The organism is Psychrobacter sp. LV10R520-6 (genome assembly GCF_900182925.1).
Classification (GTDB): domain Bacteria; phylum Pseudomonadota; class Gammaproteobacteria; order Pseudomonadales; family Moraxellaceae; genus Psychrobacter.
Genome location: NZ_LT900024.1, coordinates 2,457,928 through 2,484,461, shown reverse-complemented (window position 1 = coordinate 2,484,461; position 26,534 = coordinate 2,457,928). Strand labels below are relative to the sequence as shown.

27 protein-coding genes are annotated in these 26,534 nt (G+C 43.3%); 15 read left to right on the top strand and 12 right to left on the bottom strand.

Going from position 1 to position 26,534, the window contains the following annotated elements; translation table 11 throughout:
* Positions 1–78: 78 nt before the first annotated feature.
* Both U1P77_RS10315 and U1P77_RS10310 read left to right on the top strand, forming a co-directional pair.
* A complete protein-coding gene (locus U1P77_RS10315; RefSeq protein WP_321154914.1) occupies positions 79–1,767 on the top strand; it encodes an ATP-binding protein in 1,689 nt (562 codons plus the stop codon).
* 256 nt (positions 1,768–2,023) lie between these two features.
* On the top strand, positions 2,024–2,203 hold the full coding sequence (locus tag U1P77_RS10310; protein ID WP_321154913.1) for a hypothetical protein: 180 nt from the start codon (positions 2,024–2,026) through the stop codon (positions 2,201–2,203).
* A 128-nt stretch (positions 2,204–2,331) separates the two neighbouring features.
* Here U1P77_RS10310 and U1P77_RS10305 read toward each other — a convergent pair whose 3' ends face one another.
* Complete coding sequence (locus tag U1P77_RS10305) at positions 2,332–3,822, bottom strand: ATP-binding protein (protein WP_321154912.1); 1,491 nt, start codon at positions 3,820–3,822, stop codon at positions 2,332–2,334.
* Between the two features lie 436 nt (positions 3,823–4,258).
* On the opposite strand from U1P77_RS10305, the gene rpsP reads away from it, so the two are divergent.
* The 4 genes from rpsP to rplS all read left to right on the top strand — a co-directional run bounded on the left by rpsP (position 4,259) and on the right by rplS (position 6,765).
* Entirely contained in the window at positions 4,259–4,528 is a 270-nt protein-coding gene (gene rpsP, locus U1P77_RS10300) for a 30S ribosomal protein S16 (protein WP_201555692.1), read from the top strand.
* 201 nt (positions 4,529–4,729) lie between these two features.
* The gene (gene rimM, locus U1P77_RS10295; RefSeq protein ID WP_321154911.1) at positions 4,730–5,263 is read left to right on the top strand and encodes a ribosome maturation factor RimM; all 534 of its coding nucleotides are present in this window, start codon (positions 4,730–4,732) and stop codon (positions 5,261–5,263) included.
* Positions 5,264–5,343: 80 nt separating this feature from the next.
* Positions 5,344–6,108, top strand: coding sequence for a tRNA (guanosine(37)-N1)-methyltransferase TrmD (trmD, locus tag U1P77_RS10290; protein ID WP_321154910.1), 765 nt, complete (start codon positions 5,344–5,346; stop codon positions 6,106–6,108).
* Positions 6,109–6,333: 225 nt separating this feature from the next.
* Complete coding sequence (gene rplS / locus U1P77_RS10285; RefSeq protein ID WP_321154909.1) at positions 6,334–6,765, top strand: 50S ribosomal protein L19; 432 nt, start codon at positions 6,334–6,336, stop codon at positions 6,763–6,765.
* 176 nt (positions 6,766–6,941) lie between these two features.
* On the opposite strand, the gene U1P77_RS10280 is transcribed toward rplS, so the two are convergent.
* Positions 6,942–7,499 carry a DUF4442 domain-containing protein gene (locus U1P77_RS10280; RefSeq protein ID WP_321154908.1) on the bottom strand — a complete coding sequence of 186 codons (558 nt, stop codon included), beginning with the start codon at positions 7,497–7,499 and terminating at the stop codon, positions 6,942–6,944.
* A gap of 326 nt (positions 7,500–7,825) precedes the next feature.
* Between U1P77_RS10280 and U1P77_RS10275 the strand changes: the two genes are divergently transcribed.
* From U1P77_RS10275 to uvrC, 3 genes are all read left to right on the top strand, one after another.
* Positions 7,826–8,185, top strand: a complete 360-nt coding sequence (locus tag U1P77_RS10275; RefSeq protein WP_321154907.1) for a hypothetical protein — start codon at positions 7,826–7,828, stop codon at positions 8,183–8,185.
* Between the two features lie 157 nt (positions 8,186–8,342).
* Positions 8,343–9,869, top strand: coding sequence for a DUF3360 family protein (locus U1P77_RS10270; RefSeq protein ID WP_321154906.1), 1,527 nt, complete (start codon positions 8,343–8,345; stop codon positions 9,867–9,869).
* A 160-nt stretch (positions 9,870–10,029) separates the two neighbouring features.
* Complete coding sequence (gene uvrC, locus U1P77_RS10265) at positions 10,030–11,874, top strand: excinuclease ABC subunit UvrC (RefSeq protein ID WP_321154905.1); 1,845 nt, start codon at positions 10,030–10,032, stop codon at positions 11,872–11,874.
* A 75-nt stretch (positions 11,875–11,949) separates the two neighbouring features.
* Here uvrC and U1P77_RS10260 read toward each other — a convergent pair whose 3' ends face one another.
* The 3 genes from U1P77_RS10260 to lgt form a co-directional block, all read right to left on the bottom strand.
* Positions 11,950–12,528: a dihydrofolate reductase gene (locus U1P77_RS10260; protein WP_321154904.1), complete on the bottom strand. Its 579-nt coding sequence runs from the start codon at positions 12,526–12,528 to the stop codon at positions 11,950–11,952.
* A 115-nt stretch (positions 12,529–12,643) separates the two neighbouring features.
* Entirely contained in the window at positions 12,644–13,516 is an 873-nt protein-coding gene (locus tag U1P77_RS10255) for a thymidylate synthase (protein WP_321154903.1), read from the bottom strand.
* A gap of 88 nt (positions 13,517–13,604) precedes the next feature.
* Positions 13,605–14,489, bottom strand: coding sequence for a prolipoprotein diacylglyceryl transferase (gene lgt / locus U1P77_RS10250; protein ID WP_321154902.1), 885 nt, complete (start codon positions 14,487–14,489; stop codon positions 13,605–13,607).
* 289 nt (positions 14,490–14,778) lie between these two features.
* Here lgt and U1P77_RS10245 point away from each other — a divergent pair, with 289 nt between their 5' ends.
* Positions 14,779–15,663 (top strand): NRDE family protein, encoded by an 885-nt coding sequence (locus U1P77_RS10245; RefSeq protein ID WP_321154901.1) that lies wholly within the window; start codon positions 14,779–14,781, stop codon positions 15,661–15,663.
* A 187-nt stretch (positions 15,664–15,850) separates the two neighbouring features.
* Here U1P77_RS10245 and U1P77_RS10240 read toward each other — a convergent pair whose 3' ends face one another.
* Positions 15,851–16,369 (bottom strand): RNA pyrophosphohydrolase, encoded by a 519-nt coding sequence (locus U1P77_RS10240; RefSeq protein WP_321154900.1) that lies wholly within the window; start codon positions 16,367–16,369, stop codon positions 15,851–15,853.
* 459 nt (positions 16,370–16,828) lie between these two features.
* Between U1P77_RS10240 and U1P77_RS10235 the strand changes: the two genes are divergently transcribed.
* Positions 16,829–17,242, top strand: coding sequence for an OsmC family protein (locus U1P77_RS10235; protein WP_321154899.1), 414 nt, complete (start codon positions 16,829–16,831; stop codon positions 17,240–17,242).
* Between the two features lie 14 nt (positions 17,243–17,256).
* On the top strand, positions 17,257–17,682 hold the full coding sequence (locus U1P77_RS10230) for an MAPEG family protein (protein WP_321154898.1): 426 nt from the start codon (positions 17,257–17,259) through the stop codon (positions 17,680–17,682).
* Positions 17,683–17,906: 224 nt separating this feature from the next.
* On the opposite strand, the gene U1P77_RS10225 is transcribed toward U1P77_RS10230, so the two are convergent.
* The 6 genes from U1P77_RS10225 to hisIE form a co-directional block, all read right to left on the bottom strand.
* A complete protein-coding gene (locus U1P77_RS10225; protein ID WP_321154897.1) occupies positions 17,907–18,953 on the bottom strand; it encodes a tRNA dihydrouridine synthase in 1,047 nt (348 codons plus the stop codon).
* Positions 18,954–19,012: 59 nt separating this feature from the next.
* Complete coding sequence (locus tag U1P77_RS10220) at positions 19,013–20,509, bottom strand: UvrD-helicase domain-containing protein (RefSeq protein ID WP_321154896.1); 1,497 nt, start codon at positions 20,507–20,509, stop codon at positions 19,013–19,015.
* Positions 20,510–20,695: 186 nt separating this feature from the next.
* Positions 20,696–21,445 carry a twin-arginine translocase subunit TatC gene (tatC, locus tag U1P77_RS10215; RefSeq protein ID WP_414479088.1) on the bottom strand — a complete coding sequence of 250 codons (750 nt, stop codon included), beginning with the start codon at positions 21,443–21,445 and terminating at the stop codon, positions 20,696–20,698.
* A 155-nt stretch (positions 21,446–21,600) separates the two neighbouring features.
* Complete coding sequence (gene tatB, locus U1P77_RS10210) at positions 21,601–22,347, bottom strand: Sec-independent protein translocase protein TatB (RefSeq protein WP_321156675.1); 747 nt, start codon at positions 22,345–22,347, stop codon at positions 21,601–21,603.
* Between the two features lie 59 nt (positions 22,348–22,406).
* Positions 22,407–22,694 carry a Sec-independent protein translocase subunit TatA gene (gene tatA / locus U1P77_RS10205; protein WP_321154894.1) on the bottom strand — a complete coding sequence of 96 codons (288 nt, stop codon included), beginning with the start codon at positions 22,692–22,694 and terminating at the stop codon, positions 22,407–22,409.
* A gap of 219 nt (positions 22,695–22,913) precedes the next feature.
* Positions 22,914–23,780 (bottom strand): bifunctional phosphoribosyl-AMP cyclohydrolase/phosphoribosyl-ATP diphosphatase HisIE, encoded by an 867-nt coding sequence (gene hisIE / locus U1P77_RS10200; RefSeq protein WP_321154893.1) that lies wholly within the window; start codon positions 23,778–23,780, stop codon positions 22,914–22,916.
* Positions 23,781–24,390: 610 nt separating this feature from the next.
* Between hisIE and rpmI the strand changes: the two genes are divergently transcribed.
* The 3 genes from rpmI to pheS all read left to right on the top strand — a co-directional run bounded on the left by rpmI (position 24,391) and on the right by pheS (position 26,449).
* Complete coding sequence (rpmI, locus tag U1P77_RS10195) at positions 24,391–24,588, top strand: 50S ribosomal protein L35 (protein WP_201555649.1); 198 nt, start codon at positions 24,391–24,393, stop codon at positions 24,586–24,588.
* A 112-nt stretch (positions 24,589–24,700) separates the two neighbouring features.
* Complete coding sequence (gene rplT / locus U1P77_RS10190) at positions 24,701–25,057, top strand: 50S ribosomal protein L20 (protein ID WP_201555647.1); 357 nt, start codon at positions 24,701–24,703, stop codon at positions 25,055–25,057.
* 336 nt (positions 25,058–25,393) lie between these two features.
* Complete coding sequence (gene pheS / locus U1P77_RS10185; protein ID WP_321154892.1) at positions 25,394–26,449, top strand: phenylalanine--tRNA ligase subunit alpha; 1,056 nt, start codon at positions 25,394–25,396, stop codon at positions 26,447–26,449.
* Positions 26,450–26,534 lie beyond the last annotated feature (85 nt).

Sequence of the window (26,534 nt, the reverse complement as noted above, 5' to 3'; positions counted from 1 at the left end):
TAGAATCCACGCTCTAATTTTATGCTCAGGTAGTCATAATTAGTCAACAAATTATTCAATAGGTTGGTCACAGCACGTATGTCATTAGTCTCTTCTTTAAAACACAGTATTTTTGTTCGTATTTATGCTGGATTATTAATCGTCTGCTTATGTGTGGCATTATTTGCGCAGCTATTAATGGATACTATCAATAAAGAGCGTGTGCAGTCCTATCGCGAAAATATGGCAACTGGCGCTTTTTATTTGGTCAGTGAAGGAATTTCTAACCAAGATGACAAAACCCAGCGTGAATACTGGTTGTCTGATGCCAGTAGTTTATTTGGTTCGAATTTTCGTATCGTGCCTATCAATGAGGTCGACTTTAACGCCAGTGAGTTACGCCGGTTTGATAACGATGGCACGGTAGTACGTTATGTCACCCAGCCTACATATGCCGATGTTTATCATCGCCTACCAGATGGCAACAATGTCTTAACAGCGAGAATATCGCAAGTCTCAGAACAACAAGTGCGTGCGATGGCCGTGTTTTTGTTAGACGACTTGTCTTATTATACGACGCTATCCGCCAAGCGCGATCGTTTAGCAGAGCTAGAAAAAAAGTTTTCTTTTCCTTTAAGCTTTAAAGGAGTGAACACACTAAATTTAGATAATGATCAAATGGCACGCTTGCGCCGTGACGAGGTGGTTATCTTATTAGAGAATACCAACACCAGTCAGGGTAGCTCATCTATCAAAATTATTGTGCCATCCGAGATTAATGATATGGCGATCTTAATGGGTCCTGTGCCATTATTTAACTGGTTTCCACTTAATTTGATTATCAGCATGGTACTTATCAGCATGTTTTTGATCAGTCTGGGTGTCTATGCACTGATTTTTCCGCTGGAGCGTAAATTACAGCTGATCCAAGTAGGGGTTGATGAAGTCAGTAAAGGCAATCTAGACAGTCAAGTACAGGTTATCGGTCAAGATGAGATTTCCCGTCTGTCGGCCACTTTCAATGCGATGACAGCTCATATTAAACGGTTAATGGAGTCACAGCGCGAACTGACTCGCGCGGTTTCACATGAGCTGCGTACGCCCGTTGCGCGTATTCGCTTTGCGGTAGATATGTTAGCAGACACGGACGATGAAGACTCACGCTTCACGCAGCGCGATTATATTGATGAGGATATTGAGTCGCTTAACGGGCTAATTGATGAGATGTTAACTTATGCTAAGCTTGAAGAGGGCTCGCCGAAATTAGACTTAGAGCCAGTAAATCTTAAAGAGCTGGTTGAGCAGATTGAGCGTGAGACCAATGCCTTAGGCAAGCCTATTAAAATTGTCGGTAATCCGCCAAATGCTAAAGTAACGGCGGTAGCGGATAGACGTTACTTACATCGCGTTATTCAAAACCTTGCCGGTAATGCTTTGCGTTATGCAGAGACCACTATTATTATTAGCGCTGGGGTCAAAAAAGGCAATGCCTTCGTTAGTGTTGAGGACGATGGACAGGGTATTGCAGAGGCTGATCGTGAAAAGGTCTTTATTCCATTTTCACGTCTAGATGACAGCCGTACGCGCGCATCAGGTGGCTATGGGCTGGGCTTGTCTATCGTGTCACGTATTGCATTCTGGTTTAATGGTAGTATGAAAGTAGATGAAAGCCAAGAACTTGGCGGCGCGCGATTTGTGATGACTTGGCCCATTAAACCTTTGACTCAAACTATCGTTGCCGATGAGCTAACACAAGAAAAAAGTGACCGTGATTTTGATGCTCAATAAGACAGACTTAAATACTTGTGTGGGTAACATTATCCATAATCATTACTAGGGCTTGTTAAGTATTCACAAGTAGTCTTTGTCAGAGCTATGGTCATAGGTTCAAAACACACTAATTACTCAGGTTGAGCTCTTTCTATAATAATGGCTATAAATAACAACGGATTAGATATTAATTGGCCAAAAGCAACTGATTAAACAATAACAAACTAGAGCGATTAACTTTTATTGTAATTTAAAAAGTATAGGAGAACAGAGGATGCCGTATTTATTTGGCGGTTTGGTACTATTGAATGCTATAACGCTTGGTTACTATCTATTTGCTCAGCAGCCGACCATCACTCAGAGCTTACAGATCGCGCAAGCTGAAATAACCCGCCCGCTACCTTTTACCAATAGCGCAAAGCTTCTTCCGCCACCTATCGGCAGTAAAGACTGATACTGACTTATCTATAGTCGTGTGTTAGCCCGCATCTTTTTAATAGAGTCCTCTTTTTGATATCATAAGCCTTTTGATAGCAACGTCTTTACGGCTTTTTTTCAATGGATTTTTATAATAGCTTCTTTCTAATAGTCTTCACCATTTACCCTATTATTAGGGACAGGTAAGTCTTTCGCCTGAGCTGCTAATGTGTCATCTCCAGCGACTTTAGAAATTAAAGGGATTCTTACACAAACTTGTAATCCGCCATCCGGATGATTAATGGCCTCAACTGTGCCATGGTGCAACCCTGCAATACGGCTAACGATAGCCAGACCCAGCCCGCTACCTTGGGTGGTACGAGCAGTCTCGCCGCGCTCAAATGGCTGCATGATACGCTCTAACTGATCTTCTGCCACCCCGCTACCACAGTCACGTACGCAAATCATTAATTGCTCTTGTGCTTCTTTATTGACCTCACTTTCAGTAACCACGTCAGGATCTTCTACCACGGCTGTTTCTATAAACGTGGGTACCACAGTCGCGGACAAATAAATCGGTGGTTTGCCATAACGATTGGCGTTATTGACTAAGTTAATAACCAAGCGCTTAATCGATAGCGGGCGTACCGGCACGGCTTTATCACATTCTGACTGATAAACAAACTTCATGGGTGCAAATTGCACCATAATCTCATTAAAGATAACATCTAGATTGGTTAGGCGTACCGGCTCATCGGAGCCATCTTTCATATATGAGATGAACTGCTCTAAAATAGCGTCCATATCCTCGATATCATAGATGAGACCTTCACGGAAAAAATCATCCGGTAGCATCTCAGCGGTTAAGCGCATGCGGGTAAGGGGCGTGCGCAAGTCATGAGAGATACCTGCGAGCATAATTGTCCGCTCTTTTTGTGCTTGATTAAGTGTCGTAAACAGACGATTAAAGGCCATATTCACTTGACGGATTTCAGTAGGACCTGCACGCGTGGGCAAAGTTGTGGCGTGACCGAGGCGAATGTAATTGGTGGCAGCGCGCTGTAGATAGCGCAACGGACGGTTTAATTGCCGCGCCAATAAGATAATAGTCAGCAGCGTTAATAACGGTAGCCCGATTAAGAACAATATTAACAATGTCGGACTATATTGCGAGTAATAAACCACCGGTTCGCGAATCCAAAAACTGTCATCACGACTGTCTTGTACCCATAGTTGTGGGGTAGGCTTAAACTTAAAATAAACCTCCACAGGTCGACCTAGCTGAGCGCTAATTTCCTGTTGTAGTACATCGGTAAAAACCCCTACAAAGGCTTTGTCTGAAATCTGTGGAAAATCACTGGGGTTGTCAACCACTACCACATGCGAATGCCGATAAATCCATTGGCGCACCTCTGGATTGTCCTGCCAGTCTTTTTTGGCACTATTCATCAGACGCAGCTCACTGGTTAAGTAACGAGCATGGTTTTTCAGTTCTGGTAAATACAGACTGCGCCAAAAAAACCAAATTGATAAACTAACACTGATAATCACAATAAAAATCACCATCAAGGTGGTCAACCAGCTGTTAGACCAGCTATTGGGATAGTAACGTGCAAGCCAGCCTTTACGGTGTGATTGTGGAGTGGGGGTGGTCATAAGGATCCAATGTTTTTGTAGTTATTGAATAAGGTAAAACAGATGATTAGCAACAATTAGGCAGTCAGCGAATTGAGCAGTTAATAACAGGTTGTACTGCTTATAGTTGAAAGCCATTTTACTTCTTATAAACTTAAAATCAGTAGCATCAAGCTTTTATGACACAGCCGCAATTTGCTATAGCATAGCATAACTAAATAATAGCTCTGCTAGGGTTGTCACGGATAACTCAATAAAGGATAACGGCCTAGATGAGGGTTGGTTTAGCTATAATAACCGCTGATAATTAGCGGTTACTATCGATATTATTGTACACTCACCAACATTTAAGTTATTGTTATAAAATAATTAAATATGCACAGTTTATGTTTTCAATAAAATAAGACTGTGCTATAATTATGCCCTTTTTGGTATACCTGCGAAAGAGAGAATTCACATGGTTGTTATTCGTTTAGCACGGGGCGGTGCCAAGAAACGCCCATTTTATCAAGTAGTTGTTGCTGATCAACGCCGCGCGCGTGACGGTCGCTACATTGAAAACATTGGCTTTTTTAACCCGCTCGCTAAAGAGTCAGAAGAAGCTGTACGCTTAAATATGGACACGTATAACGCGTGGATCGCAAAAGGCGCACAACCTTCAGACCGCGTTGCTTCATTAGCAAAAGCTTACAATAAAGCTGCGGCCAGCACTGAAGCAACTGCTTAATTGCTAGTTGTTAAGTCTAGTCGTTGAGCATTGATTGCTCGGCTTTAGAAAACATAGCGTAGCTGGTTTAACCAGTGTACGCGATTAACTGTTTATCGCTGTTTCAATTGATTGTTACGGTTTTAATTGACGCTTTGTTAATTAAAGTCTTGATAATCGCTATTTATCTACTGCTATTTATATCCTGTTAGGTTAGCCGTTATGTCATCAGTACCAGACGCCAATACCCTTATGAAAATTGGTCAACTCAAAAAGCCTTATGGCATTAAAGGCTGGCTGTGGGTGTTTAGCGATACCGATGACCACGCGGCGATATTTGATATTAAATCGTGGTGGATGAAAACGGCTACTGGTATGAAGCCATTGACCGTAAAGTCTTGGCGTCAGCAAGGTACAGGGCTTGTGGCTCAGTTTGAGCAAGTTCCTGACCGAAACGTCGCTGAGACTATGAATGGTGTGACCCTTTGGGTTGCTCAAGACATACTGCCAGAAACCGCTGAAGACGAATATTACTGGTCGGATTTGGTTGGTCTTCGGGTGATGAATGAGCAAGACGAATATCTTGGCGATATTACTGAGATGTTTGAGACCGGTGCCCATGACCTTATGCGGGTAGCGGCAAACTCGGACAGTTTAGACGCTGAAGAACGCTTGATACCGTGGCACAAGCAAACTGTGATGCAGGTCGATATGACCAGTAAAACAGTACTTGTAGCTTGGCCGAGCGACTATTGATTTAGCGCTTATTAATTTACTGTTAACAGCATTAAATTAACGTAATAGTTGTTATGTAGACGTGTTTATGTGGGATTCAGATGTATTTTGCCGTGATTAGTATTTTCCCTGAGATGTTTGCGTCGATTCGTGAGTTTGGTATCACGGGGCGCGCAGTCACTCAGGAGCAAGTCACGATTGAATGTATTAACCCGCGTGATTACACTACCGACAACTATCGCCGTATTGATGAACGTCCGTATGGTGGGGGCCCTGGCATGGTGATGATGGCCGAGCCATTGTCACAAGCTATTGAGGACGCCCGCCTGCGTGCAAGCCAACACGGTTGCCGTATAGACAAAGCGCACTGTCCGGTGATTTATATGTCACCCCAAGGGCAGACGCTGAGTGAAAGTAGCGTGGTCAGCATGGCTGAGTATGACGGCATGATTTTGTTATGTGGTCGTTACGAAGGTATTGATGAGCGCCTATTATCGCAGTACGTCGATATGGAAGTGTCACTTGGCGATTATGTGTTGAGCGGTGGTGAGCTGCCAGCAATGGTGCTAATGGATAGTGTGATACGTCGTCTGCCCGATACCATGGGTGATGATAAGTCAGCAGAGCAAGACTCGTTTGTCGATGGTTTGCTTGATTGCCCACACTATACCAAGCCGCATGAGTTCGCTGGTATGGCAGTTCCTGAGGTACTACTCTCAGGTCATCATGCCAATATCGCTAAGTGGCGCTTTAGCCAGCAAGTTGAACGTACGCAAACGCGGCGTCTAGACTTATGGCAAGCGTTCACACCAACGGCGCAGCAAGCTAAGTGGTTAAAGGCATTGGCAAAAGCAGATAAAAAGTAGCTTTTATAAAGAGCTGTTTTCATAAATAGTGGTTTTGATAGTTAGATAAACAGTTAAGCAATAAAATTTTGAGCAACACTAAACAGGTCATACCATAATGGCCGTTTGCTACCCAATTTACGTTGTGTCGATTTAATACAAAATAGTATTAAAGGGCATGATTACTTATTACAAACAGGTGATATGCGTCAAGCCTCTATTATCTAATGTGAGGAGATAACTCTCATGAGCAACAAGCATCCATTGGTTCAGGTCATTGAAAACGCTCAATTGCTTGAGCGTCCTAGTTTTGCCCCCGGCGATACCATCGTGGTTCAAGTAAAAGTACGTGAAGGTGAGCGTGAGCGTTTACAGGCTTTTCAAGGCGTCGTTATTGCTAAGCGCAACCGCGGTCTAAACTCAGCGTTTACCGTCCGTAAAACTTCAAGCGGTGTTGGCGTTGAGCGTGCATTCCAATTGCATTCACCCATCATTGATAGCATTGTAGTGAAACGTCGCGGTGCTGTTCGCCGTGCGAAACTGTACTACTTACGTGAGCGTTCTGGTAAATCAGCACGTATCCGCGAAAAGCTTGGCGTCCGTCCATCAAAAAAAGCTGCTCAGAAAAAAACTGACGCTGGCGTACCTGATGCGGTTAAGACTGCACCTGGTATTTAAGCTCAAGCTCGCCTTTCACTTTAGCGTTTATTAGTACGGTAGGGTGAAGAGGCAGAAGTAGATACAAGCCCTTATTCATAGGTTTATCATATAAATAAGTGGGCGTACCAAAAAAGACAAAACCCCAATCTATGCTGATGCTAGATTGGGGTTTTTGTATGTATGGGTTTTATTTTTTATGACTCTATATTATCGATGCAGCTACTCTGGTTTTTAGATTTACTGTGTTTACGCAAGCGTATGTAAATGGTTTTGGTCACGGTTGCGATGATTTTTTGCTGCTCATCAACGATATCAGTCGTATATTCGCGAAAGACGGCCTCGCCATCTTTTGCCAGCTCTTGAATGGTAGCAATCTCAGTGCTAGGGATTTTCATCCGTGTTCTGACTTTACTGTTACCAGGTGCAATAAACTCGATGTTTGAACTTTTATCCCAGACCACATAAGTGCTGCCCAGTTGATGCATGAGCATGAGCATATAAAATGGATCGACCATCGAGTATAAGCTACCGCCAAATTGTGTCCCTACGATATTTTTATTGAAGGCATTAAACCTCATACTGACCACACATAGTCCTTGATCCAAATCGATATGTTCGACCTTGATACCTGCACCGATATAAGGGGCGTAGGTATTTATACGCAACTTAAGCAGATGCGGGGTTAGCAGTGGCATGAGATTTTTTTTGGCGTTACGTTTCAAGGTCTCAAAGTTTTTGGGTAATAAGCTCATAAATTTATCCTTTTGCCTGTTGCAATGCTGTTAGTCGTTTCTACTTGGCTAAGTGTATGTCTTAGTGATCAGGCAAACGGAAATTAATAGCAAACAGCGTTGTTAGTGTTAAGAGGTCAATCAGCACAGCATAACGTCTTTAACACTGATTCTCACTATTAGCCGTTACTATTAAATAGTGGCTGAGCAAAAAATATCTATCATAATTAAAAACAATAGACCTCGCCAGGCTTAAAGCGTAACTAAAATAATGATGTATTATTGATAACCAATATTTATAACGATCCAGTATCGATCACCGATATAAAATAGGGCGCCTTACTGTCATGTCACGTATTTGTCAAAAAGATAACTACAATATCGATAACAAGGTAGATGAGCAAGGATTATGTGAGCTTTGTGGACGTAATGAGCTGCTACTGACTCGCCATCACCTTATTCCCCGGCCCCGGTCTCGATACAATAAGCGCCGCACTCAGCGCAACTTTAGCCGTGACGCTATGAAAGCTGATATCGCTATGCTATGTCGGCCATGCCACAGTCAAGTCCACTGTATTTTTGCCAATCATGAGCTCGCGAGCTATTACCCTACGATTGAGCGTTTAAAAGGACATAGCGAGGTACAAACGTTTATCAACTGGGTTAAGAAGCGACCTGCAGGGCTCAAAATACAAATCAGACATTGAGAACCATATAATACTTTATTCCACAACACTCGCATTCTTAGTTTTGATGGCATACAATAGACGCAATTTTGTGCCCGATGGCCTATTTCACATACAATTTTGTGCAAATAAGTCATCAAGCACGCAATAAAAACCTCAGCTAACATAAGGAGATGTGATGAGCAACACTCAGATCCCCGCTTCAGGATCTAATCCGCAGCCACCAAATCCTTCCGATTACGATCAAGAATTGACAGGCAGTTATGTTGATCTGCATAAGCCAAGCGCCAGTTTTAAGAACCGTGATGCCTATCTTGAGCATGAATTACAAATCATGAAGCCTAAACGCTGGCGTGCTAATTTGCCGTTTCGTGATTATCGTTTTGAGTATGAAGATACCATTCCGGCGATGGCGGCAACGATTGGTAAAGTAGTGATGGTGGGTGCCATTGCTGCCACATTTGCAGGTCCTCTAGGTTTGGGCGATGCATTTGTGTTAGAGAACGTACGTTATGAGCTGTTGATTGTCTCGGTCTTTATTATTTTATTTTCAGGGTTTTTTCTACCAACGGCTAACCTTGCGGGTACCCACGGTCCGCTGATTCCTTTGATTCCGATTGTGGTTGCTGCCGGTGGACATCCGATGGCTTTTGGTTTACTCATTGGTTTTTTTGGTCTCTTACTGGCGATTAGTAAAGGGGGCAGCTTACTGGCGAACTTGACCAGTAAAGGGGTGTGCGGTGGTCTGCTGATATATCTAGGCTTTATCGGTACCACCTCGCAAGTCAAAAATCTTTTTGCTTGGTCAGAAAGTATCGGTATGTCTCATATCGCTTTTATTGTGATTTTACTCACAATTGTCCTGTATGCCGTTTTAGAGAGTTTCCAAAAGCGCTGGCTTGCGGTACCCCTTAGCTGCTTGCTCGGTGGCGGTGTTGCTTTTGCATTGGGTGCACCATTTGAGTTTAAGACCGGACCAGGTTTGCCGCCTATGAGTCCGATGTACTGGTGGGGAGAGAATACGGGTTGGATGTTAGGCTTACCGACCGTCGAGAGCTTTATTGTGGTGCTGCCTTTTGCGGTATTGGCTGTAGCGATGTGGTCACCAGATTTCTTAGGTCATCAAGTATTTCAAAAGATCAGCTACCCTAAGCGCACCGAAAAGGTTTTGATGGATATTGATGACACTATGGTCAGTGCCTCCGTTCGACAGGTTGCAGGCTCGGTACTGGGCGGTGCTAACTTTGCGTCGTCATGGGGCACCTACATTGTCCCTGCGGCAATCGCCAAACGTCCTATTCCTGCTGGTGCAGTGTTGACCGCTGTGTTCTGTGTTATCGCTGGTGTTTGGGGTTATCCCATGGACTTGGCGATTTGGGAGCCGGTGTTATGTGTGGCTTTAATTGTCGGGGTCTTTATTCCACTATTAGAAGCAGGAATGGAGATGACGCGTGAAGGCAAAACCACGCAGTCTGCTGCCATTGTGGTCTTTGCCTCTGCATTGGTTAACCCAGCCTTTGGGTGGTCAATTACCTTATTACTTGATAACTTAGGTTTGATTGGCTCAAAAGAGCGTAGTGCTAGCTTGAGCAAAATGAGCCGCTGGATTATTCCCACGGTCATGTTTGTCGTACTTACCGGTGTGATGGCTGTGGTTGGTATGTTGCCAGGTATTCCAGCGTTATTACCGAACTTTCGCCATTGATATTGAGCGATAAATAGCAGTCGTAATAGTCCCAATTATAAAAGTCAGCCTCGTGCTGGCTTTTTTTATGCACGCCGCTGTGCCGATAACGGTTCTTGTAAAATGGCCAATATCCCCCCATAAATAGCTGTATTCAAGCATTTTTAAGGGCAGTATTTTTATGGTCAATGTCTCAGCGTCGACTGTGGTCGATGATAAGAAAGCCCGTCTTAAACACCTCATTAAGCGCCTGCCAAATTTGCCTGGGGTATATAAAATGCTGGGCAAAAATGGTGACATTCTTTACGTGGGTAAGGCAAAATCGCTTAAAAGTCGGGTAAACAGCTATTTTGCTAAAACCATCGACCATCCAAAAACGCGAGCTTTGGTCGCACGCATTCATAATATTGAGACCATCATTACCCGGGGTGAGACTGAGGCGCTATTGCTTGAGCAAAACCTGATCAAGGAACATCGTCCCCCTTATAACGTGCTGTTACGTGATGATAAATCCTATCTGTATGTGTTCATCTCAGCCGATAAGCCTTATCCACGTCTTGCTTATGGTCGCGGTAAAGGCAATCATCAAAAAGGTCGATTTTTTGGGCCTTTCCCATCAGCGCATGCGGCAAAAGAAACGCTAGTCTTAATGCAAAAAATGTTTCAAATGCGCCAATGTACCAATACTTTCTTCCGTCAGCGCAAGCGTCCTTGTTTGGAATACCAAATCAAGCGCTGCCGTGCGCCGTGTGTGGGCCTAGTATCACCAGAAGATTATGCCGAAGATGTGAATAATACCATTCGCTTTTTAAAAGGTGATTCTAGTGATATTCATAATGCGTTAATCGTAAAAATGGAAGCGGCCGCTGAGGAATTAGATTTTGAGAAGGCAGTATTTTATCGTGACCAGTTATCTATGCTACGCGAAGTTCAAGCGCGGCAAGCGGTCTATACCGTAGAAGGTGAGGCCGATGTGATTTCGATTGCCAGCCAAGCAGGAATGAGCTGTATCAATGTGTTGACGGTTCGAGGCGGACGTGTACTGGGTGGCAATAATTATTTTCCTGATGTCGATAGCAGTGAATCGCTAGCAGATAACTTATCAGCCTTCATTATGTCGTTTTATTTTCAAGTGACTGATGACTTGCCTGCTGAGATTATCTTGAGCCATGAGCTACCGGATCAAAGCGCGGTTAGTGAAGCCTTAGCGACTCATTTTGGTAGTAAGGTCATGATAAAAACTAGCGTACGCGAACACCGTGCAGAATGGTTAGACTTGGCAACCCTTAACACTAATAATGCGCTAAAAACTAAGCTTGGCGATTATCTAGAGCTGCATGCGCGTTTTGGTGCGCTAAAAGACGTATTAGCGTCAGTGACAGATCGAGTTATTGATCGTATTGAGTGCTTTGATATCTCGCATACTATGGGCGAAGCGACCATTGGCAGCTGCGTGGTCTTTGACCAAGGTGGTTCGCGTCGGCGGGATTATCGCCAATATGCTATTCACGATATCGTAGGCGGTGACGATTATGCCGCGATGAAACAAGTGCTCACCCGCCGCTATAAAAAGCAGCCATTACCTGACTTATTATTGATAGATGGTGGCAAGGGTCAACTGAGTATGGCAAAAGAAGTATTGGTTGAATTGGAAATACTTGGTGATACCTTGTTGATTGGGGTTGCCAAAGGCGAAGGTCGTAAGGCCGGTTTAGAAGTACTGCATTTCTTAGACCACGACCCGCTGGATTTGCCGATGGACAGTAAAGCACTACATTTACTCATGCACATTCGCGATGAGGCGCATCGTTTTGCGATTACTGCCCATCGTAAAAAACGCGATAAGCGCCGTTCGTCATCCGTGTTAGAAGTGATTCCGGGACTGGGTGAAAAGCGTCGCCGTGACTTACTCAATCATTTTGGCGGACTGCAACAGCTGCTTGGTGCGTCACAGCAAGAGTTATCTGGCGTTCAAGGTATCGGTCCCGTGTTGGCTAAGACCGTCTATAAAGTATTGCATGAGTAATCTGATCTGCCCATGCAAACGTGATTTTGTAAAGGGTTTAGTCAGTGAGCCGCTATTGCTTAACGTTTAGCGGCTTTATCTCTGATAACTGACAAAGTAAAAGTTCAAATCGCTTTTATCATTATGCATTTGCTCAGATTCTTTTACCACGTTAAAGTCGCTCGGCAGCTCAGGATAAAAAGCATCGCCATCGCTGATTTCAGTATCCACATGAGTCAGCTCAATGCGATCGGTATACATTAGCGCGTCGTTAAAGACCCGCTCACCGCCAATCACCCAAATCGTATCAAGGTGTACGCCATGTGCCAGACTTGCTGCTTGTGTCAAAGCATCATCCAAGTTATGTACCACATGAGCATTATCACGTCCTACCAAACCTTTTTGCTCAGCATAGTCCAATTGGCTAGTAATAATAAAGCTAACACGCTTTGGCAATGGCTTGCTGCCCATCGATTCAAAGGTTTTGCGACCCATAATGACGATACCTTGCACCGTACTTTCAGTCTGACTACTTTGCGCGTCGCTACGGGTGGTCATTTTTTTAAAATGTTGTAGGTCCGCTGAGATATGCCAAGGTAGCTCATTACCTTTGCCGATACAGCGGTTGCTACTGATGGCCGCGATTTGGGCGACTTGGGTATTGGCATAACTCATAGGAGATCCTTTCAATTAATACGAATAACTGATGTGAGCAACAACACTTACTCATAAATTTAATTACTCATAAAGTTAATTACTTTTAAAGCAAACTATTTATAGAAACAGGCGTTCATACGGCAACCTTGGCTTTAATACCAGGATGCGATTCATAACCCTCAATGCTAATGTCATCATACTCAAAAGCAAAAATATCTTTAACATCAGGATTTAGCGTTAAGGTCGGCAACGCATAAGGCGTGCGGGTCAACTGTAATTCAGCTTGTTCACGGTGGTTTTGGTAAATATGACAATCACCACCGGTCCAGATAAATTCGCCAACTTCAAGGCCACAAACTTGCGCTACCATATGGGTTAAGAGCGCATAGCTAGCAATATTAAAAGGCACGCCTAAGAACAAATCAGCCGAACGCTGATACAGCTGGCAAGATAGCTTATTGTCTGCTACAAAGAACTGAAACATCGTATGACAAGGCGGCAATGCGACTTGCTCGGCTTCGCATGGGTTCCAGCCAGAAACTATCAAGCGCCGTGAGTTGGGATTGGTTTTTATTTGATTAACAACGTTAGTGATTTGGTCAATGCCATCGTCATTATAAACACTGTTGTAGCTACCATCTTCGTGCTTACTGGCACCATAATTACGCCACTGATGCCCATAGATAGGCCCTAAATCACCAGCAGGACGATTAAAACGAGCAGTCTGCTCAGCCGTTGCCCACTCATTCCAAATCCGGACATTATGCTGCTGTAAGTAATCCACATTAGTGCTGCCCGTTAAAAACCAGAGCAGCTCATAGGCGATAGATTTAAAATGAACTTTTTTCGTGGTTAATAATGGAAAGCCCGACGTTAAGTCAAAACGTAACTGCGCGCCAAAGTGGCTAAGCGTACCAGTTCCAGTACGATCGTCTTTTTCTGTACCATTTTTAAGGACATGGCGAAGCAAATCGAGATAAGCTTGCTCATTTTTAGTCGTAATCATAGCTCTCAACTTTTATAAATATTTAATCTATCTAAATAGTTTTATATCTTAATTTCTTTAAGTTTTATATTCGGTTAATTCTGTCGGCTTAATAAGCTGATTGTTTGCCCCAATCATAAACGCTGTTCTTATAGGCATAAATCAACATGATAAGGCCTAGAATAACCATCGGTGCAGTCAATATTTGCCCTTTGGTCATCCAACCTAATAGGATAAATCCTTGATCAGCGTCTGGCTGGCGGAAGAACTCAATGATAAAGCGGCTTAGGCCATATCCCAGCAAGAATACGGCGGTTACTGCCATGCGTGGCCGTGGTTTGGATGAGTACCACCATAGAAAGAGAAATAACAATAATCCTTCTGCAAAGGCTTCATATAATTGTGAAGGGTGACGTGGCAACAGATACTGGCCATTCACCTCAGTCATCAATTCCTGCAAGTCTGGATTAGCTTGGAGCTGTTGCATGTCAAAGGAAGCTGCTTGTGGGAAATACATTAGCCAGTTATAGCCACCATCAGAAACCCGTCCCCACAGCTCACCGTTAATATAATTGCCTATACGCCCAAATAACAGACCCGTCGGCACACAAGGAACGATGAAGTCGAGTACTTGAAAAGCATTTTTTTTGTATTTACGTGCAAAAAATAACATGCCTAACATGACGCCAATAAAACCGCCATGGAACGACATGCCGCCTTCCCAGACTTTTAATAAATAAGCAGGGTTTTGTATAAATTCGCCGAACTGATAAAACAGCACATAACCGATACGACCGCCTAATATCACTCCTAGTGCCCCATAAAATACGAGGTCAGATACCATATCAGTTGACCAATTATCGCGTTTAGTACTGCGATACCATGCCAACCCGTAAGCGGCAGCAAACGCCAGCAAGTACATCAAGCCGTACCAGTGGACTTCGATAGGTCCAAGTGCTAACGCTACAGGATCATACTGAGGATGAATCATCATAAGGGAATCATAATATTGGTAATAAGATGCTGCTCATCATAGCAAATTTCGCTCTTCGAGAATACTGTATTACTACTATGACTAGGTCATAACCGACTGCTAATTTAAAAGTTAAGGCGATATAGTAATAGAGTCAGAAAAACTATAAGTTCAACCAATCAGTATTTGTTTGTGACTGACAGCAAATGAATGAGACAGAATAAAGCTATGCTATAGTCAATGTTTAAATAATTCAAATAGCCGTCATTGAATTACTCATCAATTAAATAAGAATAATTTAGGAAATGTTATGTGTATTGTCGCCATCGCTTGGCAGTTGTTTGATGAGGTGCCGCTCGTATTATTGTCTAATCGCGATGAGTTTTTGCAGCGTCCGACCGAGTCGCTACATCAATGGCCGGACAAACCTATCTATGCTGGACGTGACTCTCAAAGTGGCGGCACGTGGCTAGGCATTCATAGCCAAAATGACAGGCAAAATAGCAGTCAAAACAGTATTCAAGAAGATAATCACAACGAATGCTATCACCAAAATGGACGTTGGGCGGCGGTGTTAAACTTTCGTGATGGTGTGCAGGCAAGCTCGAACGAGCGCTCTCGCGGCGAGTTAGTGACCGATTTTTTGACCAGTACCCTGAGTCCCATGACCTTTGCGCGGCAGATTAGTTTACAGGACTATGCTGGCTTTAACCTCATTATCGGCGATGCCAGACAAGCAGTTATTGTTAATAATCGTGGTCATGCGCCCACGCCGTTACATGCAGGTTTGCACGTATTCTCTAATGGTCAGCCGGAAGAGGCTTGGTTTAAAACTGAGCGGTTGCGCGGAAGGCTACGTCAAGAAGTGCTACCGCTGATTGGCGAGAACAGCTCGCCTGAATACTGGCAAGACGCTGCCTTTACGGTCATGTCCGACAGCACTTTAGCGCCAATAGATAAGTTACCCGAAACGGGCGTTGCTATTGAGATTGAACAAGCATTATCCTCTATCTATATTGAGCCTGCTGAGTTAACAGGTAGTGATAAAGCAATGCCAAACTATGGCACACGTACTCAAAGTATATTGACGCTCAGTGTATCAAACCTTGATACAGAGGCGGATGAGCAAAGCTTGAGTGAATCAAGATATACCACAACGCTTATCAGTCGTGAATTCAACAGTGACATGGTTTAAAGCCAGTTAAGTTCACTAAAACCCATAAAGAACAATCCTGCTGAGATATATTCGGCACAAAAAAATGTCTGTCCTAGCGTTAAAGTAGACACTAGGACAGACATTCTTACTAAAGGTAAACTTTATAAAGTAACGGTTATAAAGTAATGGTTATGTCGAGCAGCCATGACTTATTATAACGACAAAATTATAGCGATAAATGATTGTCCTGTTCAGGGATAATCAGCTCTTGTTTAAGGGGTAGCTCACGCACCAGCTCTTGTAATGCGCGGCGATATACCCCGCGTTTAAAGTGAATCACTTGTCCGAGTGGGTACCAATAGCTGACCCATTGCCAATGGTCAAACTCCGGTTTACCCTCATCAAAGCGGATATGTTGGGTGTTCAGTTCATCTAAGCGTAACAAAAACCATTTCTGTTTTTGCCCAATACACAGCGGATATTGTCCATGACGTACATAACGTTTTGGCAGACGGTAGCGCAGCCAGTCTTGCGTGACTGCTAATAAGTCCACATGACGCGGGTGTAAGCCGACTTCTTCCCAGAGCTCGCGATACATTGCATCTACTGGCGTCTCTCCTCGGTCGATACCGCCTTGGGGGAACTGCCAAGCATTGTGACCAATACGTTTTGCCCACAGAACTTGTCCTTGTGTATTTGCCAAGATGATACCGACATTGGCGCGAAAGCCGTCTGTATCTATCATGACTCAACCTTTTAAATTGCTTAAAAAACAGCTTATTTCAATATGATAAAGCGACAGCAATCATAATTATTATAAGGTGACTGGTATCGGTACCCTATTAAAATAAGATTCATTGCCATTATTAAACCAAGAATCAGTCAAAATGTGTAACAATATTTTGCTATAAAATGTTTCACGAATTTAAGCTTTTAAAATCAAAGGGTTATGAATTTGGTTTTGTAAACGCTTTGAAACCATCGACCTAGTCAAATATTAGTCATCTCTGCACAATGTTTTATTCGGTTAGCTGCTAAGATAAAAGACACCCATACATCAAATCAAGGCAGATGACAGTTGCTCTATAAAATCCTGTTTTGGCCTGTGCTACACTAGAGCGTAACGCAACTATAAAGCAATAATACCAATCAATAAAGACCGTTTAACTGGCTTAATCAGTGATATAAAAAAGGATTATTAGTAATGGCAGAATCAAAAGCAAGCGTCACTTGGCAAGAAGATAAAGCCTTTATGGGGGTGTCACCATCAGGTCATAACGTGCAAATAGATGCCGATAAAGAAAAAGGCGCCAGCCCAATGGAGCTGATCTTGTTAGGGCTTGGTGGCTGTGCCAGCTACGATGTAGTGGCAATTTTACAAAAGTCGCGCCAAGACCTGGTCGACGTGCGTTGTGAGCTAACGGCACAGCGTGCCGAAACTGTTCCAGCGGTATATACCGATATTCATATGCACTTTGTGGTGACTGGTCAAGATATCAAAGACAAACAGGTCGAAAAAGCGATCCACTTATCAGCAGAAAAATACTGTTCAGCCAGCCGGATGTTGGTACAAGGTGGGGTGCATATCACCCATGATTTTGAAATTATTGTAGGGTAGGGGCAGAAATACTGATGAATGCACTATTTGGATTTATCCCTGATACAGCAGCGGCGGCGATATGGGCAATGGTGGTGGCAAGTTTACTGCCGTTAGCGTTTGCACTGTTGGCAAAGATGTTTGGTGGTTTTAATTTAGCAGACAATGCACATCCGCGTAATTTTTTACAGCAAACGACAGGTAAAGCAGCTCGCGCCAATGCTGCCCAGCAGAACAGCTATGAGACTCTGCCGGTATTTTTAGTGGCGGTAGTGGTTGCCATGCTATTCTTCGTACCGCAAGCCATTATTAATAATTTAGCGTGGCTATACGTGATTATTCGCATCGGTTATGGCGCTGCATACATTACTAATTTAGCGACGTTTCGCTCAATATTATGGGGATTATCGATCGCTTGTTGCCTGATGCTGTTTTATCTAGCCATTCGAGTTAGTGCTTAATAGTTTCTATTTTAACTTTTTTTAAAATCGCTATCGAATAAAGTATATAGTTGATTCAATATAAAAAAGATATGCTTATAACAACGTGCTACTGGTATAAATTTTTCTGGCTTGCTGTTTGCAAGCGTGACTCGATGCTGCAAAACGTTTGTTACAGTAGCATCCCAGCAGCACTGCATCGTTTTTGAATTGGTTTGACTATATCCAACAAAAGCGGCAATTTGTTATTGATGCGTGCTGGTTTGTAGCGCACTAATGATAACGGCTTTATTTTTTTCACGTTTAATCTGATCCCACAAGGTTTGCGCCTCGTTATAACCTTTAGTCAGCATGCCCAGCCATTGCTTATAACGACCGACTAATACCACATCAGTTTTAGCCTGACCTTCTAAGAATTTAATCTGATGGGCTATCAAGTCTTGCCACGATAATTCCTTAGCCTCGTTCATAGGATTATTTGCTGAGCTATCTACACGTGCAATTAAGTCCGGACGGGTAATCGCCCCCCGACCTAACATCAAATGCGCTGTACCCGCTTGCTGCATGCAAGAATGGGCTTGCTCGGCAGTCCAAATTTCACCATTGGCAATCACTGGTATCTTGAGCGAATTAAAGGCTTGAATCTTTTCCCAATAAGCAGGCGGTTTATAGCCTTGGGTCTTAGTACGGGCATGAATGGTCAACCAATCTGCACCACTATCGGCTATAGCGCCACGAATATCATCCATCCTACTGGTGTCGGTATAACCCAATCGAATTTTCGCGGATACTGGAATATGGGCGGGAACGGCTTGGCGTACTGCACTGATAATGTCATACATAACCGCAGGCTCATCCAACAGCACAGAGCCACCCCGATGACTATTGACGGTCTTGGCAGGACAACCAAAGTTGATATCGATAGCAGGCGCACCAAGCTCAGCAGCATACGCCGCATTTTCTGCCATTAACTGCGCTTCACTACCTAATAGCTGTATATGAATAGGGGTGCCAGTATCCGTCTTGGCATCCTGATGTAGCTCAGGGACATATCTATAAAAAACATGGGCCGGTAACACATGCTGGGTGACCCGAATAAATTCACTGATTGACCAATCATAAGGCCGACCTAAATCTGACGCAATTTGAGTTAATATTTGCCGCATCAAGGGATCGGTCAAGCCTTCCATAGGCGCGAGGAGGCGTACCGGCTGCGCAAATAATTGCTGTAACTTATTTTGCCGAGTTTCAAATTGCTGAGAGAGTGGATTAGGTTGTTGAATACTGTTCATCTGTGGTTAGTCATCATTATAAAATGGCGCAATCAAAAGGGTTTAAAAAGAAAATGCGACTAGGCTCCATAAATCACCTTTTTACCCGTTTGTAGTCCTGAAATTAAGCTTTGAATATTATTAATATCTAAATTACTTTGGGCGCGAGTACAGGCGACATATAGTAACCGTAACTCTTCGGGGCTGATTTTTACAGCATTGGTTGTAACATCATAATAAAAGTCATCATCGAGCTGTACGCGTCCCCATTCCAGGCCTTTGGCTTTATGAGCGGTTGAAATGACATAATCGGCATTTTCAATACTGGTTAGGCTATTAACCGCTTGGCTTAAGACCCTAGTGCCATGATCGTCCACCAGCTTAACCAAGGTTTTAAGATCACTACCTTCAGAGGTTTCAGAATACTCTTGCACATCCGACCAATTATAAAAATACGCCAGCTCAGGGACGCCATAAGCAGATTTGCCGTTTTTTAAGTTTTCTGCCGCCTGACAAAACTTCAGCATGCGGTCAGTATCGGCTTGTAGCGCCACGCGGTGACCTAGCTTAAGCCCAGTCAATAATTGTGACATTGCGGCGGCATTAGTACGGCACAGAATGGCATCTTTTTTACTATGTACCATGCCTTTTTCAGTCGATGAATACTTATTGGGATTGCCTTTTAGCGGCACCTCTTCTTGTAGTGCCTTCAGTAAGGTATTGGCAATATCCGCAATAGGCTCACCAAAGCGAAACGACTGGGTCAACAAGGTTTGCGGAAGTGGCAATTTTTTCATCGCATTGACCGCACCACGCCACTCATAGATTTGCTGATGGGCATCGCCAACATAAATAACTTGTTTTGATTGCTGGGTCAAAATTCCCATCATTAAGGGATCCGCATCTTGCGCTTCATCAAATAAGATAAAGTCAGCAGGGATACTGGGCTTGGACAATGCCCACAGTTTGAGATAAATATCATGACCGATTCCCGCTGGATGACGGGCATCAATAGACTGTAACCAGCGCTGTTCCACGGCAGGATAGAGCATCTCACGCAATTGATCGGCATCAGACTCATCAAGCCACTTGGGAAATTCGATATGGCGTGGAGCAGGATAGCTGGCATGCGTGCTACAAAAGTTACTCACGGCGTCACTGACGAAGCGCGCCAGTCTCGCTGGGGTTAAGGTAATGTATTTATTTATCCCATCCATCTGCCGACGTACTTGCACCGGTTGCAAGCCTAAGTCATCCCCAAGACGTTTGGGTGAAAATCTTGGTAGTGATAACTTTGCTGTAATATCGCGGGGAACATGCCGATAAGCTAATGAATGAAAAGTACGGCAATCCACATGTGAAGGAAATTTTTGCCGTGCGTCATTGGCAATAGCTTTGTTGAAGGCCAAATATAAACCGCGTCCACGCAGCCTCTCGCCAATAAGTTTTAGCGTGGTCGTTTTACCCGCGCCAGCATAGGCCACCACTTTAAATGACTTTTGATCCATCGCCATATTGAGTGCGTTTAGCTGCTCATCGGTAGGATGGCTCATATAAGCGGGCATAGATGCTGACATAATAATGTTACCTAAAATACTAAAACATGGCTATAAAGTGATGGGGGTAAAAAAAGCCACTGAATAGACAATGGCTGGCTGGTGAACAATGATTGTGACAGTAAGTCATGATAATAGACAGTGAATTAAAAGCTGAGTTCCTAAGCGGATGAGCCATATTAGCGAATAGCTTTATTTGATATGAGGCTATTCGTTGTCTGCGACTTCTTTGTCTAATGTTAAGGTGCTGTTACGATCTTCTTTAATTAATATTTTAGCCAATAACAATCCTAGCTCAAACAATAACCACATCGGAATCGCCAGCATTAACATCGATACACCATCGGGCGGTGTTACCACAGCCGCGATGACAAAACAGCCGACAATAATATAACGGCGCTTATCCTCTAGAGTCTGAATGGAGACGATGCCGGCCAATATCAACAATAAGGTCACCACGGGAATCTCAAAAGTCAGCCCAAAGACCATAAATAACTTTAAGGCAAAGCTCAAATAACTGTCGATATCGGTCATTGGCAATACATTCTGCGGGGCGAACATGATAAAAAACTTCAAGACCCCTTTGAGCACGACAAAGTAAGCAAAAGCGACACCCGCATAAAATAGAAAAATAGAAGACAGCAATACTGGGATAGCGACTTTCTTTTCTTTTTTATATAAGCCAGGGGCGACGAAGGACCAGATTTGATACAAAATATAAGGCATCGCAAAAAATGCAGCGACAAATATGGTCAGGCGTATGGGTGCCATAAAGTTGGAAGTGATGTCTGTTGCAATCATGGTCGAATTAGGCGGCAACTGAGCGACCAATGGGTCAGATAAAAAGTCGTATAGCTCGCGTGAAAATCCTACTAATGCTAAAAATATAATTAAAACCGCCACACATATTTTGATCAAATGCGACCGCAGCTCAATTAAGTGCTCGGTAATCGGCATATCAGCAAGCGTACTCAATATATCATCAGACTTTTCGTTGTTATCGATATCCGTCTGAGTTTTGGCGCTGTCTTTTGATGTACTGTCTTCCGATGTATCAGCTTCTGAGCCTACTATTTTCTCTTGCCGGCTTTTTTGCCGTTTAAACAGACCCATTAATCCACCTGCTGTTTATTTAAAGAGGTAAGTTTGTCTGGCTGATTGGCTAGAGCCTCTGAATAAACCGTATCTGACGAAACCGTATCTAATAGGTCAGCCTGCGCTTTTTTATCTAAACCAGTATGCAATAAGATATCAGCGTGATAGTTAGGGAGGTGTGGCGGCGGGGGTAGGCGACGCGCTTTATCATAGGCACCAAGGAGAAACCACATATTTTCCCATGGTTTGGTAATAATAGGCTGAACGGCCAGAGTAGGTTTTTTCGCAGCGCTATCCTCACTGCTATCGATCGAATCAGCTTCAAATGGCGTTGTCGTTGCTTCTGCCATTTGGTTTTGTTGTTGATTGCGCTGCTGGTCTTGCCCGTAAGAATAATCAAACTCTGCCGGAGTGTTCTGTTTTCGCTCAGCTTGCTCATGAGAAGCAGCAGTCTTCTGCGTTGCTTTTAGACTTTGATTTTGCGAGGATTCAAACTCTTGCATATTGCCGCGCATTTCTGCTATCTCACGCTTCATATCTGCTTCAGTCTGGCGAATTTTGGCAAGCTCATTTTGCATTTGTTGCCGAGTCTCAGCCAAGTCGAGCTCCGCTTCTATCTCAGACTGTAGAGTCGAAACCGTACGGCGAATTTTGGCATACCATTTCCCAGCCGTACGCGCGGCCTGCGGCAGTTTTTCTGGGCCTAGGACAATTAAGGCAATGACGCCAAACAAGAGTAACTCAGAAAACCCGATATCAAACATAACTTTCAAATATATTCATTAATATGCTATTTAATATCATTATCCAAACGCTGCGCAGATTATACCTTATGCTTATCATCAGCAGGGGCAGGACTGATGTCAATATCGTCAATCTTAGTGCTATCTATATTGGTATCAGATGAGGTGTTTGAAGCACGCGAGCTGGCATCATGATCCAGAACACGATGTTTTTTGGCATGTTCTGCATTGTCGTCTTTGACCGCTTCTTTAAAGCCTTTTACCGCACCGCCCAAATCTTTACCCGCATTCTTAAGCTTGGCGGTGCCAAATACGACCACCACTACTACTAATAAAATCAACCAATGCGTAATGGAAAAACTGCCCATAATGGGTATCCTTATATCTTGGTTAGGCTAATCTCTATATTAGCACTTTAAGTTTATCAGCCGTATGGTAACCGTCAAATATTAAAGTTTGATGTCAACGAATACTAAGACAATAATTATTTTGAAGGTGATAAGGCTCATTATAACGTGCGCGGTCACTAAAAAGGTGAAAACAACACTAATCACACACGCGACAATTCCGTTGACCTAACAGACAGCTTAAGACTGCCGAGCCGCCTTTTCATCAATCCCTGATAGGCCAAAGCGCCGTCCCAGCTCATTTAGTACCGCATCTGATTCAATATCGAACCATGCCAATCCCACTAAAGTATGAAACCAGACATCTGCTACTTCATAGATCAGCTCATCGCGCGCAGCATCATACTGCGCTTTGTCTGTTTGTTCGTTGCTACTCGCGAAGTCTTTGGCAGCAATGATACTTTCGGTGGCTTCTTCACCTACTTTTTCTAATATTTTATTAAGACCTTTCGCGTATAAACTGGCGACATAAGAGCTATCTGCATCAGCGTGTTTACGCTCAGCTAACGCTCGGTCAAGCTGTTGCAAAATAGGTACATTGTCAGTTTTAGTAGTGCTATCAGCTTTAATATTATCATCATCAGTAAGGCTAACATCCTCAATTTTATGGTCAGAATCAGCAGGTTTATTCGAGCTATGTTTATCTGAGTTATAAATGTCCGCAGGATCTTTTAATACCTTATCTACCGTTTGCCATTCAGGGGTTTGCCCTGACAAATCTAGGCGCTGATAAAAACAAGACTCACGCCCAGTATGACAAGCGATGCCACCAACTTGGGTGACACTAAGTACAATGACATCCGCATCACAGTCTAGATGAATATCATGCACTTGCTGGGTATGGCCGGAGGTTTCTCCTTTATGCCACAGTTTGGCGCGCGAACGCGAAAAATAAACCGCAGTCTGGGTTTCTGCCGTTAGTTGTAGCGCTTCAGCATTCATCCATGCCATCATCAAAATACGTCCTGATTGATGATCTTGCGCAATCGCAGGTATCAGTCCATCAGCGTTGAAACTTATCGCAGTCAGCCAAGCAGGTAAAGTCATAATATCTCTGTCATCTTATAAGTTGTGAATGAGTAGTAGGGTTGCTAATAAGGGCATAATAACAAAGCCTGTGACGTTAAAATTTCATAGCATGGCTTTCTATAAAATGGTTTTTTATAATACTATTATTTATGACAAACTTTAGGACACAATCAAAGTACAAACGGATGAGGGTCTAATGCTGCTCTAATGGTGTTATTAAAGGTCACCACTTTATTTAAGCGAAAGTCGTAATTAATAAAGCGCTGCCGCGCTTTTGCTACTAAAGAGCCATCATACATACGGGTGATTTTGATCGCAATATCGACGCTGTCATTATTAATTATACCTTATCTGAGTTTTTATAAAAAAATAAATCTAAAAACCAGGGTTGTGACGTTAGATTAACGTGATATGGATGAAAAATACAAATAATAAACAACACCATGCCGATTAAAACCGTTATTAAAACTTTGCTTGGCAAAATAGTGCTGTATCTGCTAAAATAGCGCCTCCCACCTCGAGGCAAATAGAGAGTTGGCTATTATTTAGTTAAAACAGATTAAATACAACATGCCAGCAACACCTATTTGACGACCAGGTTCTAACAAAGATCAAGAGGCAATCACTTATGAAAGTGAAGATGAAAACCAAAAGCGGCGCAGCCAAACGCTTTAAAAGAACAGCGAACGGCTTTAAGCGCAAGCAAGCAAACAAGAGCCATATTTTGACCAAGAAGTCAGCTAAGCGTATTCGCCAGTTGCGCGGTCTTAAGATGGTGGACAAGTCTGACGAATCAGCAGTTCGTCGCATGTGCCCATACATCTAGTCGACTATCGTCATTTAAATTCAGTCATCTGAATTTTATTTGACTTTGCAATCTGACAACTTTGTTTGTCGCTGATTACTTAATATTAATTAAAAGTATCTTGGAGTAAATTATGGCCCGTGTAAAACGTGGTGTACAGGCGAATCGCCGTCACAAAAAAATCTTAAAGCGTGCAAAAGGCTACTACGGTGCCCGTTCACGTGTTTATCGTGTAGCGGTACAAGCAGTGACCAAAGCTGGTCAATATGCATATCGTGACCGTCGCAACAAAAAACGTACTTTCCGTCGTCTTTGGATTGCACGTATTAATGCTGGTGCACGTTTAAACGGCTTAAGCTACAGCCGCTTTATTAACGGTATGAAACATGCCAACATTACTGTTGACCGTCGCGTACTTGCTGACATCGCTATGAATGATGCAGCAACTTTCAGCGTATTGGTCGAAAAAGCAAAAGCAGCTTTGGCGTAAATATTAAATTCGTTTAAATGCTTTATTAGATTAAAAGTAATGAGTGTTTGAACATATGAGTTTACTATTAATTAATAACACGATATTAATAAAAGCTACCGCTGGTCGGTGGCTTTTTTTATATTACCTATTCTAATTACTGCTCAGTATTGCTGACTGGCATGGGTAATTGGTTGCTCTTATAGCCGTCTAAATCAGTTGTCTAAATCAATCGTTTAAATACTCAAGCCATTGTTCCCATAGTCTTTATTTAAAAAATGACCGGGTAAATGGTTTGCAATATTTGGTCAAACCCTTACAATTAATAGTCTGTTTAAATCAGGAATGATGCGTCTTATGACTACCCCTGCTGCTACGGCCGATTTGTTGGCGCTACCAACCTTATCCACTGAAATTAATGAGCTGAGTGAGGTTCAATTAATTGATTTTGCTAACGCTGCTGAGTCCTTAATTAACCAAGCTGCTGATGTGCCTGCATTACAAAATTTACGTGTGCAACTTACGGGTAAAAAGAGCTCACTAACCGGCTGGTCAAAGCAATTAGGCAAACTTGATAGCGGTGATAAAAAAACCTACGGTGGCTGGTTACATCAAGTGCGCAGCCGTATCCAGCAGGCGCTGACCGAGCAGCAGCAGCAGCTAGAAGTTGCCGCTTTAAACGCCAAGCTTGAAGCCGAAAGTATTGATATTACTTTGCCAGCGCGCGGTGGTCAAAAAGGCCATTTGCATCCAGTCACTATGATTACCCAGCGTATGCAGCAGTTCTTTGTGCAAGCAGGCTTTAATGTGGCGACTGGCCCTGAAGTCGAAAGCGACTATTATAACTTCGAGGCGCTAAACATTCCGTCTCATCATCCCGCACGTGCCATGCATGATACATTTTATTTTGATGCGCACTATCTATTACGTACCCACACCAGTCCGGTACAAATTCGTACGATGGAACAAACCGCGCCGCCGATTCGTATTATTTGTCCCGGTCGCGTTTATCGCAATGATTCAGACCAAACCCATTCGCCGATGTTTCATCAACTAGAAGGCTTAATGGTTACCGAGTTGAGCACCTTTGCTGAGCTTAAAGGCTTAATTAGCGAGTTTTTACAGGCATTTTTTGCCAAAGAGCTAACGGTCCGTTTCCGTCCGTCGTTTTTCCCCTTCACTGAGCCTTCTGCTGAAGTCGATATTTTAGACGAAAATGGCAAATGGTTAGAGGTGATGGGCTGCGGTATGGTACATCCACAGGTGTTGACCAACTGCGGTATTGATGCCGATAAATATACTGGCTTCGCCTTTGGTATGGGTATTGAGCGCTTCGCAATGCTATATTACGGTATCGATGATTTGCGTTTGTTTTTCCAAAATGATGTGCGCTTCTTAAAGCAATTTGGCTAAATGATTCAAGTAACGAACCCGCAGCAATAGGTAAATAACACGGCTGTAATAGCTATTTTATTGCATTTATTTTGATATTTTGATC

Bases quoted from the DNA above. Each gene is read 5' to 3' on its own strand.
- U1P77_RS10315 (WP_321154914.1), top strand. From the start codon at position 79: ATGTCATTAGTCTCTTCTTTAAAACACAGTATTTTTGTTCGTATTTAT.
- U1P77_RS10310 (WP_321154913.1), top strand. From the start codon at position 2,024: ATGCCGTATTTATTTGGCGGTTTGGTACTATTGAATGCTATAACGCTT.
- U1P77_RS10305 (WP_321154912.1), bottom strand. From the start codon at position 3,822: ATGACCACCCCCACTCCACAATCACACCGTAAAGGCTGGCTTGCACGT.
- rpsP (WP_201555692.1), top strand. From the start codon at position 4,259: ATGGTTGTTATTCGTTTAGCACGGGGCGGTGCCAAGAAACGCCCATTT.
- rimM (WP_321154911.1), top strand. From the start codon at position 4,730: ATGTCATCAGTACCAGACGCCAATACCCTTATGAAAATTGGTCAACTC.
- trmD (WP_321154910.1), top strand. From the start codon at position 5,344: ATGTATTTTGCCGTGATTAGTATTTTCCCTGAGATGTTTGCGTCGATT.
- rplS (WP_321154909.1), top strand. From the start codon at position 6,334: ATGAGCAACAAGCATCCATTGGTTCAGGTCATTGAAAACGCTCAATTG.
- U1P77_RS10280 (WP_321154908.1), bottom strand. From the start codon at position 7,499: ATGAGCTTATTACCCAAAAACTTTGAGACCTTGAAACGTAACGCCAAA.
- U1P77_RS10275 (WP_321154907.1), top strand. From the start codon at position 7,826: ATGTCACGTATTTGTCAAAAAGATAACTACAATATCGATAACAAGGTA.
- U1P77_RS10270 (WP_321154906.1), top strand. From the start codon at position 8,343: ATGAGCAACACTCAGATCCCCGCTTCAGGATCTAATCCGCAGCCACCA.
- uvrC (WP_321154905.1), top strand. From the start codon at position 10,030: ATGGTCAATGTCTCAGCGTCGACTGTGGTCGATGATAAGAAAGCCCGT.
- U1P77_RS10260 (WP_321154904.1), bottom strand. From the start codon at position 12,528: ATGAGTTATGCCAATACCCAAGTCGCCCAAATCGCGGCCATCAGTAGC.
- U1P77_RS10255 (WP_321154903.1), bottom strand. From the start codon at position 13,516: ATGATTACGACTAAAAATGAGCAAGCTTATCTCGATTTGCTTCGCCAT.
- lgt (WP_321154902.1), bottom strand. From the start codon at position 14,489: ATGATGATTCATCCTCAGTATGATCCTGTAGCGTTAGCACTTGGACCT.
- U1P77_RS10245 (WP_321154901.1), top strand. From the start codon at position 14,779: ATGTGTATTGTCGCCATCGCTTGGCAGTTGTTTGATGAGGTGCCGCTC.
- U1P77_RS10240 (WP_321154900.1), bottom strand. From the start codon at position 16,369: ATGATAGATACAGACGGCTTTCGCGCCAATGTCGGTATCATCTTGGCA.
- U1P77_RS10235 (WP_321154899.1), top strand. From the start codon at position 16,829: ATGGCAGAATCAAAAGCAAGCGTCACTTGGCAAGAAGATAAAGCCTTT.
- U1P77_RS10230 (WP_321154898.1), top strand. From the start codon at position 17,257: ATGAATGCACTATTTGGATTTATCCCTGATACAGCAGCGGCGGCGATA.
- U1P77_RS10225 (WP_321154897.1), bottom strand. From the start codon at position 18,953: ATGAACAGTATTCAACAACCTAATCCACTCTCTCAGCAATTTGAAACT.
- U1P77_RS10220 (WP_321154896.1), bottom strand. From the start codon at position 20,509: ATGTCAGCATCTATGCCCGCTTATATGAGCCATCCTACCGATGAGCAG.
- tatC (WP_414479088.1), bottom strand. From the start codon at position 21,445: ATGCCGATTACCGAGCACTTAATTGAGCTGCGGTCGCATTTGATCAAA.
- tatB (WP_321156675.1), bottom strand. From the start codon at position 22,347: ATGTTTGATATCGGGTTTTCTGAGTTACTCTTGTTTGGCGTCATTGCC.
- tatA (WP_321154894.1), bottom strand. From the start codon at position 22,694: ATGGGCAGTTTTTCCATTACGCATTGGTTGATTTTATTAGTAGTAGTG.
- hisIE (WP_321154893.1), bottom strand. From the start codon at position 23,780: ATGACTTTACCTGCTTGGCTGACTGCGATAAGTTTCAACGCTGATGGA.
- rpmI (WP_201555649.1), top strand. From the start codon at position 24,391: ATGAAAGTGAAGATGAAAACCAAAAGCGGCGCAGCCAAACGCTTTAAA.
- rplT (WP_201555647.1), top strand. From the start codon at position 24,701: ATGGCCCGTGTAAAACGTGGTGTACAGGCGAATCGCCGTCACAAAAAA.
- pheS (WP_321154892.1), top strand. From the start codon at position 25,394: ATGACTACCCCTGCTGCTACGGCCGATTTGTTGGCGCTACCAACCTTA.